Origin of the sequence: Acinetobacter sp. Tr-809 (genome assembly GCF_011753255.1) — a bacterium.
Classification (GTDB): Bacteria; Pseudomonadota; Gammaproteobacteria; order Pseudomonadales; family Moraxellaceae; genus Acinetobacter.
This window is the reverse complement of sequence record NZ_VWVZ01000002.1, coordinates 479,705-498,485: the sequence shown is the minus strand read 5'-3', so window position 1 is coordinate 498,485 and position 18,781 is coordinate 479,705. Positions and strand designations below refer to the sequence as shown.

Sequence of the window (18,781 nt, the reverse complement as noted above, 5' to 3'; positions counted from 1 at the left end):
GAATTCGATCATACGCACAAGGCCAAAACAATACAATGAACTTATCAGGGCAACTCAGGTAAGAGCAAAAGTGAATGGTAGAAAAGAAGCATCAACGCAAACCACTTCTTTTCTACCGCCTAAAAATATTAATTTATAATTCAATCATTAGGTGACTGTTGCTGTTTCTTTTTCAAACGCTCCTCCCAAAAAGTAGCGTTACGGATACCCAATTTAATTGGATCAAATATGAACTCTTTTACACCCGCCTTTTGCTGTTCTTCATAGTCTCTCAGCGCTTTAATGGTTGGTTTCCAAATAAAATAGGTCACGATAATACCGATAATATTAATCCATGCCATTAGACCCACCCCAATATCACCGATCCCCCAAATATATCCTGTTGCACTAAGCACGCCATAGGCCACAGAAATCATAATGAAACATTTGGTGATGAACAGTAATGATGGTGTTTTAGTGATATAGCTGAGATAGGTAATATTGGTTTCAGCAATATAGTAATAGGCCACAATCGTGGTAAAGGCAAAGAAGAATACGGCTAGCGCAACAAAGATCTGACCAAAACCACCAAACACTGTGCTAACTGCCATTTGAGTAAATGCAGGTGAGCCTATTTCAGTGCCAGGCGCAACATTTTGTACGATAAACTGCCCTGCTTCTAAGGTACCCTGTACGTTATACATGCCAGTAATCAAAATCATAAACGCCGTAGCGGAACATACAAATAGCGTATCGACATAAATCGAAAAGGCTTGGACAAAACCTTGCTGTGCAGGATGTTGCACTTCTGCGGCAGCTGCGGCATGTGGTCCTGTACCTTGTCCTGCTTCATTAGAGTAAACACCACGTTTTACCCCCCAACCAATGGCGGCACCAATCCCTGCCATTGGAGAAAATGCATCTTCAAAGATGAGTTTAATCACGCCAGGTAACTCTTGAATATTCATGCACACAATGATGACAGCCATCAAGATGTAACCCAAGGCCATAAATGGCACAACAAACTCTGCAAATCTAGCAATACGTTTAATGCCGCCAAAAATAATGATCGCCAATAAAGAAACAATCACAATCAATGCTAATAACTTATAAGTACCTACATGACCAAATACGATGGCTCCCTGACCTGTGATCTGTGTAAACGCATTCCCTACAGCATTGGCTTGAATACCTGGGAGAAATAAACCACAGGAAATAATTGCGGCAATTGCAAATAGAATTCCTAACCAGCGTTGCCCTAATCCTCGGTCAAAATAGAATGCAGGACCACCACGATACTGCCCTTGATACTCAACCTTATAAATTTGACCCAGTGTCGACTCCACGTAAGCGGTACTCGCACCCAGAAATGCCACCAACCACATCCAAAAAACAGCACCAGGACCACCAAATCCAATCGCTGCGGCAACACCCGCGATATTACCTACACCGACACGACCAGATAAGGACACGGATAAAGCTTGGAATGATGAAATTCCTTGTGCGGAGGATGAACCATTAATCAATAGTTTCGCCATTTCCTTAATTTGGCGAACCTGTACAAACCGAGTTAAAATAGAAAAAAATAAACCAGCACCTAGACATAAATAGATCAGCGCTGGACTCCAGATAATTCCATTGACCCAATTTACAATTTCTGCTGCACTCATAGACATCAACCTTTATTCTAAATTTAGAAAAAATAGCCGCTGCTAAATTTCCATTCGTCTGAGCATGAGCAATATCTATGCCATTCGATCAAATTCTCATGACAATAAATAAGCGAACACACCAACACCATCCATGGAAAAAGTGAATTGAACAAAAAAGTGATTGCTAAAAACACACTGTCTATAACTTGTAAAAGTTGTATATCATGTTATTTTTCTGAGCAGTTCCCTTTAACCAATCTACGACGAAATCATGCCGTCTTCGTTTTGTTATTCCTTAAAGAACGATCAGCATTGTGAGAAATTTTCGTCCTGATTCTTTTTATCTAATTTTAAGAAAGTTTTCAATTTTATCTTATGGCAAAAATTAAAACCGTTTACCGATGTGAACAATGTGGTGCAGATCATCCCAAATGGACAGGTCAATGTACTGAATGTGGCGAATGGAATAGTCTGCTTGAGGTTCGAATTGAGCCCGCAATAACCCATCGTGGCCAACCAAAAATAGGTGGCTATGCGGGGCAAGCAGCTAGTATTACCACGCTCAATCAAGTCACAGTATCCAATGAAACCCGTGTTCCAACAGGAATTAGCGAATTCGATCGTGTGCTCGGTGGCGGTTTAGTCATTGGTTCAGTGGTGCTGATTGGCGGTGATCCGGGTATTGGTAAATCGACTATTTTGCTGCAAACCGCAACACATATGGCCAGTAAGAAAAGTACTGCACTGTATGTAACAGGTGAAGAATCTTTATCACAAGTGGCTTTACGTGCCCAACGTTTAGACCTCCCAACGGATTCGCTCAAAGTGATGGCAGAAACCTGTGTCGAGCGAATTTGTGAAGTGCTGGCACAGGAACGTCCTGTGGTGGCCATTCTCGACTCGATCCAAACCTTATATACCGAAACCTTACAATCTGCGCCTGGTGGTGTTTCACAGATCCGTGAATCCGCAGCTTTACTGACTCGTTTCGCCAAGAATAGTGGTACAGCCTTATTCATTGTCGGTCACGTCACCAAAGAAGGCTCACTGGCAGGTCCACGTGTTTTGGAACATATGGTTGATTGTGTACTGTATTTTGAAGGTCAATCAGATTCTCGCTATCGTATGATTCGTGCCGTAAAGAACCGTTTTGGTGCAGTCAATGAACTCGGTGTATTTGGCATGACCGATAAAGGTCTACGTGAAGTCGCGAATCCTTCGGCAATTTTCCTGAGCCGTTATGATGAAGCCATTCCGGGTTCTATTGTGATGATTAGTCGCGAAGGAACTCGCCCACTACTGGTCGAAGTACAGGCACTGGTTGATGATGCTCATGGTCAACCCCGTCGTGTAGCCCTCGGTTTGGAACAAAACCGTTTGAATATGCTACTGGCTGTTATGCATCGTCATGGTGGCGTACAAACCTCAGGGCAAGACGTATATGTCAATGTGGTGGGCGGCTTAAAAATTACCGAGACAGGTTCTGACTTAGCCGTTTTACTTGCTTGTGCATCCAGTTTGAGAGGTAAAGCCTTACCACAACAATTAGCGGTTTTCGGTGAAGTTGGACTCTCAGGTGAAATTCGCCCAGTACCCAATGGTCAAGAACGCCTAAAAGAAGCTGCAAAACATGGCTTTAAGTATGTGATTCTACCGCGAGGCAATGCACCACAGAAATCCATTGAAGGCGTGCAAATCATTGCGGTAGCACGTTTGCATGAGGCTCTGACAGAGGCTATGCAGTTGAGTGATGAATTAGGCTAATCGTTTGACATAAAAAAACATACTTTTCTAGTTGAAATTACATCGAAATACCTTCATAAATACATTTACAAATTGGATTTAAATAGGAATTTTCGATGCAAGTACACCAGCGTGGCTTGATGGCAGCTCTTTTAATGGCAACTTTGGTTGCTGCACCACTTGCGGAAGCAAAACGTGCAGGTGGCGGTAAAAGCCATGGCATGAGCAGATCTAGTTCATCTAGCCAATCTTACCAACCATCACGTCAAGCAGCTCCAGCACCTCAACAACAAACTGCACCACAAAGATCTGGTCCAGGTGTTGGTACAATGGTTGCTGCGGGTGTCGCAGGTGCTGCAGTAGGTGCTGTTGCAGCAAATGCATTGGCAGATGATAAACAACAGAACCCAACTGCAACTGAGCAACAAGCAACTCAACAAGCGCAACAACAAGAAGAAAAAGGTGGCATTCCTGGCTGGCTTTGGGTACTTCTTGCTGCTGCGATCGCCTTCTTTGTTTTCCGCAAATTAGGCGCAAAAAAAAAATTAGCAGCCAATAATCCATACGCTCCAAACAATGGCGGTCAAAATAACTTTGGTCGTCAAACTCCACCTCAGCCTGCTGCACGTCAAGCGACTGATAACACCAATATCTTTGGTCAATCTGTAGGTGGCGGTGCACCAGCACAAGCGCCTTTTGGTGCTGCATCAATGAGTAGTGGTAACCAATTACCAGATGGTACAGAACCTGCTGCATTCTTACGTATTGCACGTCAACGTTTTAATCACATTCAGTCGGTAAACAGTGCAAGCAACGTTGAAGAAATTCGTCGTTATTTGACACCTGAACTTTATAATTCAATGTACAGTGACATTATGGCGAACCAAGACCAAGACGTTGCGGAATTCAGTAACCTCAATGCAATGGTTGTTGAAAGCACGACTGAAAATGGTCAATACCTTGTTAGCGTACGCTTTACAGGTACTGTCAGCGAAGACTTAAACAGCTTGCCTCAACCATTCGCTGAAATCTGGCATTTTGTGAAGCCTGCTGGCTCACAACAAGATTGGCTTGTTGCGGGTATCCAACAAGCTTAACTGCTTTGATTGGACAAAAAGAGCTGTTTCGACAGCTCTTTTTTATTGCTTCTGTTTTTTAGGTATAAAAAAAGCCACTCTCTATATCGGAGAATGGCGGAGTGTAAAAAGAACAACGCTTTATACTTATTATTAGAATTAAAAACACAACCTAGCACGATCTGTCTATTGATACTAACGGATAACATCATCGGAAAACTATTCCTCTTTTGGGGAATAAAACCTATTTTATTTAGCTTGTTTTAAACAATCCTCAGCCCATCCCTACTGTACTTCCGCTTATTTCCCTACCCGCAATATGCAAACATCCCTAAACATCATTGTATGTGTTTGGTACTTGCATCCAGCCAAGCTATACACTCGCAAACTAATTCATTCATGGAATGACTAAGAAGCAAAAATCAACTTATATAAAAAAGGCTTTGCCGAAGCAAAGCCTTTAAATCATATCTGAATTTAACAACTCAGCATTATGAAACGAACTGTAGGAATAACCAGTACAAACCACCAGATAATGTAATTGTCGCTGGTAAAGTAAAGATCCAAGCAGAAAGAATCGTCTTCACTGTAGCGAAGTTCAAACCAGACTTATTGGCAACCATCGTACCCGCAACCGCACTGTTTAACACGTGTGTGGTTGATACTGGCATACCCAGACCGTCCGCTGCGGCAATCGTACTCATCGCTACAAGCTCAGCAGACATCCCCTGACCATAAGTCATGTGGTTCTTACCAATACGCTCACCAACAGTCACCACAATACGCTTCCAACCCACCATCGTACCTAAGCCAAGTGCTAGTGCAACTGCAACTTTCACCCAGTTTGGAATGTATTGAAGGAACGAATCTAGGCTACTACGATATTCTTTAACAACTTTAGCTTGGTCTTTATCCATTTCTGGTAAAGCTTCCGCTTTATCTAAACGTTTGAACGTCGTGGTACTTAAATACATGTCGTTGCGGATTTCGCTAACAGCAGCTTCAGGAATCGCCTTAAGATCGCCATAGCCAGCAACACGTGTACCCAAATGCTCTGTCATACTTGCTAGCGCAGGTACAACTTCAGCCGTTTGTTCTTTAGTTTGGATATATTTCGTTAATACTTCACGCGCCTTTTCATCAGTCAACTCGTTCTGATTGACATTTAAAACCGTCGCCGTTTTTGCAGAGAGCTGTTCAAAAGACTGTAAATGCTGTGCATCCAGGTTTTTATTCAATGAATAAGCCAATGGAACCAAGCCGATTAAGATCAACATGATCAGGCCCATGCCTTTTTGACCATCGTTTGAACCGTGCGCAAAACTTACACCCGTACAGGTAAAAATCAAGATTGCACGAATCAGTGGTGGTGGTGGCTTATTGCCTTCTGGTGGCTGAAACAGTTCCATTTGGCGTTTAAATACTTTCTTCACCAATAAGAAGAGAATCGCTGCAAATGCAAAACCAATCAATGGAGAGAATAGTAAAGCCTTACCTACTTTAATCACCTGATCCATATCGATACCACTACTGGTCGCACCAGCTGAAGCATTCAAGATATGGTTCATAATGCCCACACCCAAAATCGAACCGATTAAGGTATGTGAACTTGATGCAGGAATCCCCAAAAACCACGTTCCTAAATTCCATAGGATTGCAGCGATTAATAGTGCAAAAACCATCGCAAAGCCAGCACCACTGCCGACATTCATGATCATTTCTACTGGGAGCAATGCAATAATACCGTACGCTACTGCGCCACTCGCCACCATAACCCCAAGGAAGTTACAGAAACCAGCCCACATCACTGCTGCTGGAGCAGGTAATGCATTGGTATAAATAACCGTCGCTACAGCGTTCGCCGTATCGTGAAAACCATTTACAAATTCAAAGCCTAAAGCAATGAAAAGTGCCGTCGATAAAAGAATAACTGAATATAAACTTAAAGGCGGTACATGTGCCAAGTCAGCACTAAGCTGAAAACCGATATAAATCAGTGTTGCAACAATAACTGTTAAGAACACCGGCATAAAAAATTTCGGTGTTGGTACATGTACATTCGTCGATTTTGCCTGAGAGCTGGCAAGCGGTGAATCCGAAGCAGGAGGAAGATTAGAATTCATGTAGACGGTTAGAGGATAATAAAATCCCCTGTATTGTTTAATTAAATTATGACAATTATATGACAAAGGACTGTCACATAAAGCCAAAATTTCATGTTTTCATCACATTTTTTTGTATTTTCCAGTAATAAATCCACCTTATTTTTTATTTTAATTAATAAAAAACAATGCATTATAAAACCAAAAACAGCGATAGAACTGTTTGTCTGATTTTGCAACAAACGCTACGAAATATGACATTAAACTGTCACATTTCGAACTGGATGTTTTCTTTTTAAGCATTATTCAATTCAATTGTGACAACTTCATGAACATTTTATGACATTTTCTAAGTGACCCGATGAATCACTGTTCAAGCTTGCTGAAAATACGCGCTTTGACGTAGCTTCTGTTACAATGCCCCTGCTTTTTATCTTGATCATCAACTGGGGTTTCTGAATGTCCACGCTTACCACCCTACAATCACTTCTTGCCCAACGCATCCTGATTATTGATGGTGCAATGGGAACCATGATTCAACGCCATAAACTAGAAGAAGAAGATTATCGTGGTGAACGTTTTGCAGATTGGGCATCAGACCTTAAAGGCAATAACGATTTATTGGTTCTAACCCAACCTCAGATTATTCAAGGCATCCATGAAGCTTATTTGGATGCAGGTGCTGACATTATTGAAACCAACAGCTTTAACGGCACTCGTGTTTCAATGTCGGATTATCACATGGAAGATCTTGTTCCTGAGATCAACCGTGAAGCAGCACGTTTAGCACGTGCAGCCTGTGACAAGTACTCGACCCCAGAAAAACCACGTTTTGTGGCAGGTGTACTCGGCCCTACCTCACGTACCTGTTCGATTTCACCGAATGTGAACGATCCAGCATTCCGTAATATTACTTTTGATGAACTCAAAGAAAATTATATTGAAGCTGCCCATGCCTTGATTGAAGGTGGTGCAGACATTCTCTTGATCGAAACTGTGTTTGATACTTTGAACTGTAAAGCCGCGATCTTCGCAGTCAAAGAAGTATTCAAGCAAATTGGTCATGAACTACCGTTGATGATTTCAGGCACCATTACCGATGCATCAGGTCGTACCTTAACAGGTCAAACTGCAGAAGCGTTTTGGAACTCAGTACGTCACGGTGATTTACTCTCAATCGGTTTTAACTGTGCCTTGGGTGCAGACGCGATGCGCCCACACGTAAAAACCATTGCTGATGTTGCTGATACTTTTGTCTCTGCCCATCCAAACGCAGGTTTACCGAATGCCTTTGGTGAATATGATGAAACACCTGAACAAACAGCTGCATTCATCAAAGAATTTGCTGAAAGTGGTTTAATTAATATCACAGGCGGTTGCTGTGGTACCACACCAGATCATATTCGCGCCATCTATAATGCAGTCAAAGACATTCAGCCACGTCAAATTCCAGAAACCAAACCAGCCTGCCGTTTAAGTGGTTTAGAACCATTTAACATTGATGAAAATTCTCTGTTCGTTAACGTCGGTGAACGTACCAACGTCACGGGTTCAAAAAAATTCCTGCGTCTTATTCGTGAAGAAAAGTTTGCTGAAGCTTTAGAAGTAGCTCAGCAACAAGTTGAAGCCGGTGCACAGATCATCGACATCAACATGGATGAAGGCATGCTCGATTCGCAAAATGCGATGGTACATTTCCTCAATTTAGTTGCATCTGAGCCAGATATCTCTCGTGTACCCATCATGATTGACTCATCAAAATGGGAAATCATTGAAGCAGGTTTAAAATGTGTCCAAGGTAAACCTGTTGTTAACTCAATTTCATTGAAAGAAGGTTATGACGAGTTTGTCGAAAAAGCTCGCCTATGCCGTCAGTACGGTGCTGCGATCATTGTGATGGCCTTTGATGAAACAGGTCAGGCCGATACCGCTGCACGTAAGCGTGAAATTTGTAAACGTTCTTATGATGTTCTCGTCAATGAAGTGGGCTTTCCTGCTGAAGATATCATTTTTGACCCCAACGTGTTTGCCGTGGCGACAGGAATCGAAGAACACAACAACTATGGCGTCGATTTTATTGAAGCCACAGGTTGGATCAAACAGAACTTGCCACATGCCATGATTTCAGGCGGTGTCTCTAACGTTTCGTTCTCCTTCCGTGGTAATGAGCCTGTCCGTGAAGCGATTCACTCAGTATTCCTTTACCATGCCATTAAACAAGGCATGACCATGGGGATCGTGAACGCTGGTCAAATGGCGATTTACGATGATATTCCAAAAGAACTAAAAGATGCGGTTGAAGATGTTGTTCTGAACCAAAACCAAGGTGAATCAGGTCAAAACGCTACAGAAAAACTGCTTGAAGTCGCAGAAAAATTCCGTGGTCATAGTGGCGCACAGCGTGAAGCTGAAAACCTTGAATGGCGCAATGAGTCGGTAGAAAAACGTCTTGAATATGCCTTAGTTAAAGGTATCACTACCTATATTGATGAAGATACCGAAGAAGCCCGTTTAAAAGCCAAACGCCCTCTTGATGTGATTGAAGGTGCTTTGATGGATGGCATGAACGTGGTCGGTGACCTGTTTGGTTCAGGTAAAATGTTCCTGCCACAAGTAGTGAAATCTGCACGCGTAATGAAACAAGCTGTCGCTTGGCTGAATCCGTACATCGAAGCTGAAAAAACAGGTAGCCAATCCAAAGGTAAAGTGTTGATGGCAACTGTTAAGGGCGATGTACACGATATTGGTAAAAATATCGTTGGCGTGGTCTTGGGTTGCAATGGTTATGACATCGTTGACCTTGGCGTGATGGTACCTGCGGAAAAAATCCTGCAAACTGCGATTGATGAGAAATGTGACATCATCGGTTTGTCTGGTTTGATTACCCCATCTTTGGATGAAATGGTGTTTGTTGCCAAAGAAATGCAACGTAAAGGCTTTAATATTCCTTTATTAATTGGTGGCGCAACCACATCGAAAGCCCATACTGCGGTGAAGATTGATCCTCAGTATCAAAATGATGCTGTGATCTATGTGGCCGATGCATCACGTGCAGTGGGTGTGGCAACTACCCTGCTTTCGAAAGAAATGCGTGGCAACTTTATTGCAGAACATCGTGCTGAATATGCCAAGATCCGTGAGCGTTTAGCCAACAAGCAACCAAAAGCAGCCAAACTCAGCTATGCTGAATCGATTGAAAATGGTTTCAAGGTGGATGACAACTATATCCCACCGATTCCAAATAGTTTAGGTACGCAAGTCATTAGCAATTATCCATTGGCGACCTTGGTTGAGTACTTTGACTGGACGCCCTTCTTTATCTCTTGGAGCTTGGCAGGTAAATTCCCGAAAATCCTGACAGATGAAGTGGTCGGTGAAGCGGCTACTGATTTGTATAACCAAGCGCAAGCGATGTTGAAAGACATTATCGAGAATAACCATTTCGATGCCCGTGCTGTATTTGGTCTATACCCTGCACAACGTACAGCTGCGGATACCGTCAGCGTGTTTGATGAATCTGGTCAAAATGTTACACATACCTTTGAGCATATTCGTCAGCAATCTGACAAAGTCACAGGCAAACCAAACCTATCTTTAGCAGACTTTATTAGCACTTCTAAAGAGAATACCGATTATCTTGGTGGATTCACTGTATCGATCTTTGGTGCTGAAGAATTAGCGAATGAATATAAAGCCAAAGGTGATGATTATTCAGCGATCTTGGTTCAGTCTTTGGCCGATCGTTTTGCTGAAGCTTTTGCCGAGCACTTGCATGAGCGTATCCGTAAAGAGTTCTGGGGCTATAAGGCTGATGAGACTTTGGGCAATGAAGAATTGATCAAAGAGAAGTATGTCGGTATTCGTCCTGCACCAGGTTATCCTGCTTGCCCAGAGCATTCTGAAAAAGCAGTGTTATTTGACTGGTTAGGTTCGGAAGCGAAAATCGGTACAAAGTTGACTGAACACTTTGCGATGATGCCGCCTTCGTCTGTCAGTGGTTTCTATTATTCGCACCCTGACAGTGAATACTTTAACGTAGGCAAGATTTCTCAAGATCAGCTTGAGGATTATGCAAAACGTAAAGGCTGGACACTGGATGAAGCGAAGCGCTGGTTAGCGCCGAATTTAGATGATTCGATTGGTTAATTGAATCCCCCTAAATCCCCCTTTATAAAAGGGGGACTTTCACGTATCTAATAAATTACGTGACCGCTCCTCCCTTTTTCAAAGGGAGGTTGGGAGGGATTAAATGGATATTTAAATAAAAAATAAATATTTTCTGAGTGTGATACTCATGACTCTCAGCTTAATATTATTAATTTTATACAACATGTAATGAAGCCATCCAGATACTTTGATGATTAAAAATAACTTAAGGAAATACATAGAAAACTAAATACGGCTATTGTACCTAAAATGCATTCAGAAACTTGTAATCCTCCCCAGCCCTCCTTTTAAAAGGAGGGAGCAGCGCGAATCCACGACATAGATTCAATTTGCAGTAAAGTCCCTCTTTAAAAAAGAGGGATTTATGAGGATTCTAACCTTCGTCGAATCACACCATAAACCTGCTCTACCACAGCATCAATTTCAGTCAAAATCTGATGATTACTAAATCTTAAAGTGATCAGCCCTAATTCACTTAAAGTATGATCTCGATTTTTATCTATTTCTAAACCTTCTTTTGAATAATGTTGCCCACCATCACATTCAATGACCAAATTCACTGCTGGACAATAGAAATCCACAATAAAGTTTAGAATAGGCTTTTGTCGATAAAACTGTAATCCTAAAACCTGTTTACGTCTTATTCTTTGCCATAGCAACTGCTCAGCATCTGTCATATTACTTCTTAAATTTCGAGATGCTTGCTTTAGATTTTTATTATAAGGCTTCATCAACACCTACTTTTAAAACAGAAATATGCTCAACCGGATCTAAGCGTCTCTAGCACAATATATAAATGCTATTTAGAACCTATATCATTTCAATATAGGCTCTCTACTCCTACAGCTCTTTATGCTTCTCAATTAAATCTTCAAGATTCTGATAAACATGCAAGACTCGATCTTTATGCGTTCGCGCGTTATCCAAACGCTGCTCAGGGTCAACCAACAACAATGTATGACCATCATCGATTAAACGATCGATGCCTTCCAGAAACATCCGTTTTCCGACATCATGAATTAGGGAAATCTGGGATAAATCAATCACGATGCTACTGCTATCGTCTGGCTCACATTGCAACGTCCGCAACAACATTTCCGCTTCAGTGAATTTCAATACTCCGCGAAGTACATACACACTCAAAGATGCATCTTTACCCGTTCGATAATGGCTTTGCACGATGGTTTGTGCGGAAGGTGTGCCTTCCATCAAATGCAAACCCATATCCCGAGAGAGTCGCTCCAAGATATCTATGCCGCGTACACTATTGCCATGCTCATCAAGCCGAGGAGAAAAAGCAGCAATACTCACCTGACCGGGTAACACACCCAAAATTCCACCTGCGACACCACTTTTAGCAGGAATACCAACCGTCGTTAGCCAATCCCCCGCGGCATCATACATACCACAGCTCATCATCACACTCAGGACTTGACGTACCACAGCACGATTCAATAAGCGTTTTCCAGTTTTAGGATCAACCCCACCATTGGCAAAAACACTGCCCATCCGCACCAGATCTTTAACCGTCACCAAAATCGCGCATTGGCGAATATAACCATTCACAATATCGACAGGATCAGACTCCAAAATCCCCACAGTTCGCAACATATAACCAATCGAGAGGTTCCGATAGGCTGTTTTCACCTCAGATTCATAAACAGCATCATCAAATTGCAGTTCACGTCCAGCCAACTCACTCATAAATCGACGTAAGATTTCTGCGCCTGATAAGTCATCTTTGGCAGGAATCAATGAATGCGTGGTGATGGCACCCGAATTAATCATCGGATTTTTAGGACGGCGATCTTTACCCAATGAAATTTCATTAAAGGCTTCGCCCGAAGGTTCAACCCCAACTTTCTCTAATACTGCGTCAATGCCAATCTGTTGCAGCACATAGGCATAAGTAAACGGTTTAGACATCGATTGAATGGTAAATTCAACCTCGTCATCACCAACGGAATAGATTTCACCATCGACGGTGGAGAGTGCCAGCGCCAAACGATCGGGATTGGCATTGGCTAACTCAGGAATATAATCTGCGAGATGCCCACTGTTATCGATATCGCAGGCATCAATCACATGTGCCAAATAATCAGGAAGTGGAGTTTTCATGGTCATCTAGCCTTTAATTGTTTCAAGTTTTAATTTAGATAAGCGCTTATAGTACAGAGGACTAGTCATATTAAAATTATAGCTTTTGTAATGATTTTATGAGCTTACATACACAACTAACTCAAACGTTCTACAAATAATATCCCATCCAGATGATCCACTTCATGCTGAACAATGCGCGCGGGGAAACCTTCAAAAGCGGTTTCAATCACTTCACCTTGTAAGGTGTAGTAACGTACTTTGATTGCTTGTGCCCGTTCGACCTGCCCACGCTCATCTGGCACACTTAAACAGCCTTCCTCACCTAAACAAGACTCTTGAGAAAATGCCAAAATCTCAGGATTGACCATCACCACCGCATCCATTTCAGGTGCATCGGGATAACGCGGATTCGGGCGAGATGCCACAATAATTAAGCGTTTAGAAATATAGACCTGTGGTGCTGCAATCCCAACCCCATTGCGCTCCAACATGGTCGCATGCATAGCGGAAGCCAGTTGTAATAACCATTCACTATTAAATTCCCCGTTCGCGACAGCAGCCGCTTTAATTTTTAAAACTTCTTCACCGCGTTGTGCTACAGGTAGAATTACACTCATCCCACGCCCTTATAATTGTTTTGACCAAATAGTGAATAATATCGTATTGGATATTTTATCGCGTTTCCATAATTTTCATTTAAGAATCTTGTCATAATATATTCGCGAAAAAAATAATGAATGGCAAAGCACATGAATGCAACCCAACTGTTTCTAGGCGTCATCTTTAGCTCGATTGGCTTAGGCTATTTTATGTATGGAAAAAAGCAAAAAATGACCGTGCCTTTGGTATGTGGTCTTATCTTGATGCTCTTTACCTATTTTATTGATAGCACGGCCATGATCAGTATCATTGGCGTGGTGCTTTCGATTGTTCCCTATTTCCTGCGCTTCTAAATAAAAAAACTCCCCAAATGGAGAGCTTTTTTTCTACGAAAAATTAAAGGTGTTTCTTTAATTCATCAGCCACGATCTCGATTTCAAGCGTACTGAATTTACGAATTTCACCTTCTGCATGCTTTTCTAACATACCACCAATCAATGGCACTTTAACTTTAACTGTCCATGTTAAAGAAATATTCACTTTTTCGCTGTCGCCCGTGACACTACGCTCGCCCTTCGCTTCCAAAGGTAGGTTTGCACCCAATTCAACTGTCGAGGTTAAGTTTTTCAAATGGGTAATATCAGCACGTTTTAAGCGGAACGCATTTTTTAATAATTTTTTCGCCACCTCTGGAATATTAACATCCAGATTATATTCACGGCGCAGCGTATAAATATCACCCTGAATATTCGATTCTATAATTTCCAAATTTTCACCCGGAATACGTTTACACACTGCTTCATGCAATGAGGTATCCGCCACCAGTCTTGAAAAGTCCTCAATTGAAACACCATGAATTGTTTCATTAACCGTAAATTGATGTGCCATTTTTAAATGTCCATTTCGTTTTATTAGGATTTCATCATTGCGCAAAAGTATAGCATTCTCATTTGTATCTCTAAATCTGATCAGACAAAAATGGATGACTGCTCGGATTAGTTATTTTTATTGTAATGATGCCGTATGCCTAATTTGACCGTGACCCGTTCCATACGGCTGATATAGAGATAATGATCCCCATATTCAATCACCGCATAAAATTGCTCTGCACCATCATCCAAACCTGTGGCTGACCATGTTGTGCCTTGCGGGAATTCATCTAACCATACCGCTTTGTAAAAGTCTGAAACCGAATCAAAAGTTAGGTAATGTTCTGGATCGGCCATAATTTTAGCCGCCATTTGATCAAATTTTTGTTGTTTAAACGCCTCTAAACTCAGTAACACAAATATTCCTTATCAATTTAAATGCAGCTCAAATTTTGTGCTTCGTTCTAAAGTTAATCTTAAGCTGAATTACAAAAATACAGTGATTTTCTTATACCTCTATTTTGCTAGGGAATGCGCTGTTTTTCTACATTATTTTCAGCTTTATCATATATTTTGTGCTGCTACTGATTTGCTAGACCTATCTCAATATGTTATCAACTCCTTATCCTTTATATTTTTTACAACGATAAACTATAAGGAGTAAACATGTCTTATCATAATATTTTAGTCCCTGTTGATGACTCTCCAATTTCTTATGCCGCAGTCGAACATGCGCTTTCTCTAGCAAAATTATCAGGGGCACAAGTCACCATTCTCAGTGTAGTTGCAGTTGATCCATTTGTTGGCGTGGATTTTTATCAAGTGGCCCCTGCAATCACTGATCATTTTATGCAGGCCGAAGCACATGCCAAAACACAGCTTCAAGATATTGCCCAATCTTTTGTACGTGATGGTATTCAGGTGACAACCAAAATTCATCATGGCGTAGCCAGTGAAGGAATTATCTTTGTTGCCGATGAAGTCGGTGCTGATCTGATTATTATGGGTTCACATGGTCGCACAGGCGTAAAACGTTTATTGCTCGGTAGTGTGGCGCGTGCTGTTTTAACAGAATCACATATTCCCGTGCTGATTGTGAAGCAATAACGATTTGCTTTAATAAAAAACCTTGTGTCTCGATACAAGGTTTTTTATTTTCTAGAATGCCTAGATCTGACCGTTTCGCCCCCCATATTGATCATTTACAACCCTGTTCTGCGATTTAAAAAGATGCTTCACTAGCAGTTGGACATTTATTTTCAAGTCAAAATAGTGAGTTGAATCAGCTTACTATTGCCAGAAAAAATGACCGTCAATAAAAACAGCACGTTTAAGAATAAGACACGGTTTTACAAGGATGATCAATATGAAACTCAATCCAATGGTGATTGGCCTGTGTGGGATATGTATCAGTACATTGAATCACGCAGCAGCACTGGACCAATCAGGACAATCCATTCTCCCTTTTCTGGAAAATGGTAACTATGTTGAAGTCAATGCGACAGCCGTAGATGCTGACATTTCGGGGAAAATCCGTAATCATCCTGGACTGGTCAATGATCCGCAGAATCTTAACTCAGGCAATATGGGCAATAGCTTTCAATATTATAGTGCCGCGCTCAAGCTCCAACTGACTGATCGAATCAGCTTTGGTCTACTCTATGACCAGCCTTTTGGTGCTGATATTACTTATCCGATGCAATCGAATAATACCTTCTCGGACAATGAATTTACCCAGCAAGGCACATCAGTCAATGTCGATACCGAAAGCATTAGCATGATTTTGGGTGTTAGTCCATTTAGCAATTTTCAACTCTATGGCGGTGCTGTCTATCAATCGGTCAAAGGTGATGTTGCGCTGCGTGGTAATTCATACAGTGAAGCCTTTAATGGCTATGATGCAAAATTTAAACAGGATCATGCGGTCGGTTGGCTGGCAGGTCTGAGTTATCAAATCCCAGATATTGCCTTAAAAGCCGCAGTGACCTATCGCTCCAAGATCGACCACGATATGCAAGTGACTGAGACCCAGTTCGGTCAACCTTTGGAAGCAACTACGCCAAGTAAAACCAAAATTTCGACACCACAATCGGTGAATGTTGACTTTCAAACAGGAGTGTATAAAGACACACTGCTCTATACCAATCTACGTTGGGTCAACTGGAAAGATTTTCATATTCGACCAACTCAATTTGGCGCAGTGACGGAGTATCTCACTGGCGTAATAAGTGATGGTGCATATACAGGTGGTTTTGATCTGGATAGCTATCAAAAAGATCAATGGACGGTCAATGTCGGACTGGGGCATCAGTTTACTGAAAAATGGAGTGCATCCACTGAAGTCAGTTGGGATTCAGGTACAGGCAACCCTGCATCTACATTAAATCCTACCAAAGGGTCTTGGGGGATTGGTCTAGGTGCTCAGTTTAATCCTGCCCCGAACTACTTTATTGCCGCTGGAGTTAAATACTTCTGGTTAGGTGATGTGGTTGCCGAAGACGGCACTTATTACATTCCTGTACCAGGAATTAAACCCATTGCTGAACAAGCCGATTTTAAAGATAACAGCGCAATCGCTTATGGCCTAAAAATGGGCTATCGCTTTTAGTCACAAAAACTCATCATGCCAAGTAGTTGCAGATCTACTTCAAGTCTTGCTCCTACTTGGCTAGTTTCTGGCATTCAATCAACGGATTAGATTAGAATCTCAAAGCATTATTTTAATAATGAATGTCATCTCTAGGAAAAATCCAATGAAAAAAATTGCTCTTGTCTTTTCAATATTTCTATCTAGCTTCGTTTTTCCTGTTACCGCTTTTGCCAATTCACCTGATCCTAAAGAAAGCATGGATATGTTTATTGGTACCTTAACCATTCATGATAATAAAGCTATTTTAAAGCGGTGCGATATTGCACAGAATGAATATGTGTTGAAAGATGCGGATTGGTCTAAGGAAAAAGTGGTATCAAGTTTTCTCTCCAAAGCAACAAAACTAAAACAGCCGATTTATGCAGAAGTGATCGCAGCGTATAAAAGTGAAAAAGATATCAATATTCTATTGGTCGATTCCATTGAAAATCTGACCGAAGCGAAAAGCTGCCATTTGGCCGATCTATTTTAAAGCTCACCATACACGGCAAGCTTTTCGCTCGAATATTGATGAGCAAAAAAGCCCAATCACTCACTAAAAGTTTGCCATGTCTCAAAAGCATGTGTGCGATACAGCTTCAACTTAGAAAACTGAGGAATAATCGCTTCACTTTGCGTTGGTCTTAAAAACACAAAATCATCGACTTGAATATCACAATCCTTCGGTACATTGACCAATTCCTGATTACTACTACGCCCGTACAATGCATGGGTATGTGCTTGATGAGGATAGACATAATCAGCCAGCCAATAGCCACCATAAATAAACAGTGCCTTACATTTATGTGGCAATTTATCCAATAAAGACATAGATGGAAGCTGAGTAAATGGCAATATTTTTAATACAGGTGCAGCAATCCATAACGCAGGCTGTAGTGCGCTTAAAAAATCACTGTCAAAATCACTTGGTTTTAATAGCATTGAACCAAAAGACAAATCATTGCAAACACTTTCAGTGGTATGAAAGCTAAAGGTTGGACTGCCACCGCCATTAAAACAAAGCTCATCACTCCACAGCGATGAAAACTGTTTTTGAATTAACTGTTGATAATGAGCATAAGTCTGCTGCGAACTTTGATAAGCCAGTTCAGGTTTTTTAATGATGGCTGGGATTTTGGTGACATGTGCATCATAGCCCATCAAACCAGAAAGCTTTAAATACTGTGGATACTGCTGAATCAGCTTTAAAATTTCGGTCAGTTGCGGTGTCGACTGTACCCCACCACGATGTAAACCAACATCAATTTCAATATTCACATTCAGACAGAGAGAATAGAGCTGAGCAATCTCGAGATATTGTTGTAAGCGTTGCTTGGTATCAATCAGCCACTGAATTTTGGCATTCGACCACTCATCATGCTGATCAAAGAAATGGCGTACAGCTTGAGCTGGCATTGGTTTACCCAACAAAATATCCGCTTCGGCAAAATTTTCTAGGATTGAAACAATATGCGGTTGATGAAATACCATAAAGCGTTGCGTATTGATCTGCTCAGATAATAACTTGAGTAAATCTAGGCTTGCTAATGATTTTACTACCAAGCGTGCTTTTAAATGTTTGGCGTGAGCAAGACGAATCTGAACATGCTGAATATTTTGTTTTAACGCTGCTTCATCAATGATCAATTGTGGAGTCGCAATCCCCTGCTTTTTTAGATCGAGATTGAGTTGTTTAAAATAATGATCCAACATGGCTATACCTTTTTCAATCAATGAAAATTTACATGCAATTTGATACGTGAAAAGTCATCTACAACCTGAGCCAGCTAAAGCGACTAAAGCTTTGGCAAAGCGCAAACATTAAATACACCTTACCAAGCTTCAAATGCTTCTCAGGGCGAAA

At 41.4% G+C, this 18,781-nt stretch carries 15 protein-coding genes; 7 read left to right on the top strand and 8 right to left on the bottom strand.

What is annotated here, in order from left to right; translation table 11 throughout:
• Window positions 1–140 precede the first annotated feature (140 nt).
• On the bottom strand, window positions 141–1,649 hold the full coding sequence (locus F3J02_RS06330) for an alanine/glycine:cation symporter family protein (RefSeq protein WP_167248198.1): 1,509 nt from the start codon (window positions 1,647–1,649) through the stop codon (window positions 141–143).
• Window positions 1,650–2,006: 357 nt separating this feature from the next.
• Between F3J02_RS06330 and radA the strand changes: the two genes are divergently transcribed.
• Both radA and F3J02_RS06320 read left to right on the top strand, forming a co-directional pair.
• Window positions 2,007–3,395 (top strand): DNA repair protein RadA, encoded by a 1,389-nt coding sequence (gene radA, locus F3J02_RS06325; RefSeq protein ID WP_167248197.1) that lies wholly within the window; start codon window positions 2,007–2,009, stop codon window positions 3,393–3,395.
• A gap of 95 nt (window positions 3,396–3,490) precedes the next feature.
• Window positions 3,491–4,471 carry a Tim44 domain-containing protein gene (locus F3J02_RS06320; protein WP_167248196.1) on the top strand — a complete coding sequence of 327 codons (981 nt, stop codon included), beginning with the start codon at window positions 3,491–3,493 and terminating at the stop codon, window positions 4,469–4,471.
• 470 nt (window positions 4,472–4,941) lie between these two features.
• Here the strand turns inward: F3J02_RS06320 and F3J02_RS06315 are convergent, their stop codons facing one another.
• Window positions 4,942–6,573 carry an inorganic phosphate transporter gene (locus tag F3J02_RS06315; protein WP_167248195.1) on the bottom strand — a complete coding sequence of 544 codons (1,632 nt, stop codon included), beginning with the start codon at window positions 6,571–6,573 and terminating at the stop codon, window positions 4,942–4,944.
• Between the two features lie 438 nt (window positions 6,574–7,011).
• Here F3J02_RS06315 and metH point away from each other — a divergent pair, with 438 nt between their 5' ends.
• The gene (metH, locus tag F3J02_RS06310) at window positions 7,012–10,698 is read left to right on the top strand and encodes a methionine synthase (protein WP_167248194.1); all 3,687 of its coding nucleotides are present in this window, start codon (window positions 7,012–7,014) and stop codon (window positions 10,696–10,698) included.
• A gap of 383 nt (window positions 10,699–11,081) precedes the next feature.
• On the opposite strand, the gene F3J02_RS06305 is transcribed toward metH, so the two are convergent.
• The 3 genes from F3J02_RS06305 to def all read right to left on the bottom strand — a co-directional run bounded on the left by F3J02_RS06305 (window position 11,082) and on the right by def (window position 13,436).
• Window positions 11,082–11,450 carry an endonuclease domain-containing protein gene (locus F3J02_RS06305; protein WP_167248193.1) on the bottom strand — a complete coding sequence of 123 codons (369 nt, stop codon included), beginning with the start codon at window positions 11,448–11,450 and terminating at the stop codon, window positions 11,082–11,084.
• Between the two features lie 109 nt (window positions 11,451–11,559).
• Entirely contained in the window at window positions 11,560–12,837 is a 1,278-nt protein-coding gene (locus F3J02_RS06300; RefSeq protein WP_167248192.1) for a glutaminase, read from the bottom strand.
• Between the two features lie 116 nt (window positions 12,838–12,953).
• A complete protein-coding gene (def, locus tag F3J02_RS06295) occupies window positions 12,954–13,436 on the bottom strand; it encodes a peptide deformylase (protein ID WP_004805557.1) in 483 nt (160 codons plus the stop codon).
• A gap of 132 nt (window positions 13,437–13,568) precedes the next feature.
• Here def and F3J02_RS06290 point away from each other — a divergent pair, with 132 nt between their 5' ends.
• On the top strand, window positions 13,569–13,772 hold the full coding sequence (locus F3J02_RS06290; protein WP_167248191.1) for an amino acid transport protein: 204 nt from the start codon (window positions 13,569–13,571) through the stop codon (window positions 13,770–13,772).
• Window positions 13,773–13,815: 43 nt separating this feature from the next.
• Here the strand turns inward: F3J02_RS06290 and F3J02_RS06285 are convergent, their stop codons facing one another.
• Together F3J02_RS06285 and F3J02_RS06280 are read right to left on the bottom strand one after the other, a co-directional pair.
• Window positions 13,816–14,307 (bottom strand): DUF2505 family protein, encoded by a 492-nt coding sequence (locus F3J02_RS06285; RefSeq protein WP_004654699.1) that lies wholly within the window; start codon window positions 14,305–14,307, stop codon window positions 13,816–13,818.
• A 107-nt stretch (window positions 14,308–14,414) separates the two neighbouring features.
• Window positions 14,415–14,705 (bottom strand): hypothetical protein, encoded by a 291-nt coding sequence (locus F3J02_RS06280; RefSeq protein WP_167248190.1) that lies wholly within the window; start codon window positions 14,703–14,705, stop codon window positions 14,415–14,417.
• Between the two features lie 249 nt (window positions 14,706–14,954).
• Between F3J02_RS06280 and F3J02_RS06275 the strand changes: the two genes are divergently transcribed.
• The 3 genes from F3J02_RS06275 to F3J02_RS06265 all read left to right on the top strand — a co-directional run bounded on the left by F3J02_RS06275 (window position 14,955) and on the right by F3J02_RS06265 (window position 17,410).
• Window positions 14,955–15,395 carry a universal stress protein gene (locus F3J02_RS06275; RefSeq protein WP_167248189.1) on the top strand — a complete coding sequence of 147 codons (441 nt, stop codon included), beginning with the start codon at window positions 14,955–14,957 and terminating at the stop codon, window positions 15,393–15,395.
• A 259-nt stretch (window positions 15,396–15,654) separates the two neighbouring features.
• The gene (locus F3J02_RS06270) at window positions 15,655–16,896 is read left to right on the top strand and encodes an OmpP1/FadL family transporter (protein WP_167248188.1); all 1,242 of its coding nucleotides are present in this window, start codon (window positions 15,655–15,657) and stop codon (window positions 16,894–16,896) included.
• A gap of 145 nt (window positions 16,897–17,041) precedes the next feature.
• The gene (locus F3J02_RS06265; protein WP_167248187.1) at window positions 17,042–17,410 is read left to right on the top strand and encodes a hypothetical protein; all 369 of its coding nucleotides are present in this window, start codon (window positions 17,042–17,044) and stop codon (window positions 17,408–17,410) included.
• 56 nt (window positions 17,411–17,466) lie between these two features.
• Here F3J02_RS06265 and F3J02_RS06260 read toward each other — a convergent pair whose 3' ends face one another.
• A complete protein-coding gene (locus F3J02_RS06260; protein WP_167248186.1) occupies window positions 17,467–18,630 on the bottom strand; it encodes an alanine racemase in 1,164 nt (387 codons plus the stop codon).
• Window positions 18,631–18,781 lie beyond the last annotated feature (151 nt).

Excerpts from the sequence above, each read along its gene's own strand:
- F3J02_RS06330 (WP_167248198.1), bottom strand. The coding sequence starts at position 1,649 with ATGAGTGCAGCAGAAATTGTAAATTGGGTCAATGGAATTATCTGGAGT.
- F3J02_RS06290 (WP_167248191.1), top strand. The coding sequence starts at position 13,569 with ATGAATGCAACCCAACTGTTTCTAGGCGTCATCTTTAGCTCGATTGGC.
- F3J02_RS06300 (WP_167248192.1), bottom strand. The coding sequence starts at position 12,837 with ATGAAAACTCCACTTCCTGATTATTTGGCACATGTGATTGATGCCTGC.
- F3J02_RS06315 (WP_167248195.1), bottom strand. The coding sequence starts at position 6,573 with ATGAATTCTAATCTTCCTCCTGCTTCGGATTCACCGCTTGCCAGCTCT.
- def (WP_004805557.1), bottom strand. The coding sequence starts at position 13,436 with ATGAGTGTAATTCTACCTGTAGCACAACGCGGTGAAGAAGTTTTAAAA.
- F3J02_RS06320 (WP_167248196.1), top strand. The coding sequence starts at position 3,491 with ATGCAAGTACACCAGCGTGGCTTGATGGCAGCTCTTTTAATGGCAACT.
- F3J02_RS06265 (WP_167248187.1), top strand. The coding sequence starts at position 17,042 with ATGAAAAAAATTGCTCTTGTCTTTTCAATATTTCTATCTAGCTTCGTT.
- F3J02_RS06305 (WP_167248193.1), bottom strand. The coding sequence starts at position 11,450 with ATGAAGCCTTATAATAAAAATCTAAAGCAAGCATCTCGAAATTTAAGA.
- F3J02_RS06275 (WP_167248189.1), top strand. The coding sequence starts at position 14,955 with ATGTCTTATCATAATATTTTAGTCCCTGTTGATGACTCTCCAATTTCT.
- F3J02_RS06285 (WP_004654699.1), bottom strand. The coding sequence starts at position 14,307 with ATGGCACATCAATTTACGGTTAATGAAACAATTCATGGTGTTTCAATT.
- F3J02_RS06270 (WP_167248188.1), top strand. The coding sequence starts at position 15,655 with ATGAAACTCAATCCAATGGTGATTGGCCTGTGTGGGATATGTATCAGT.
- F3J02_RS06260 (WP_167248186.1), bottom strand. The coding sequence starts at position 18,630 with ATGTTGGATCATTATTTTAAACAACTCAATCTCGATCTAAAAAAGCAG.
- metH (WP_167248194.1), top strand. The coding sequence starts at position 7,012 with ATGTCCACGCTTACCACCCTACAATCACTTCTTGCCCAACGCATCCTG.
- radA (WP_167248197.1), top strand. The coding sequence starts at position 2,007 with ATGGCAAAAATTAAAACCGTTTACCGATGTGAACAATGTGGTGCAGAT.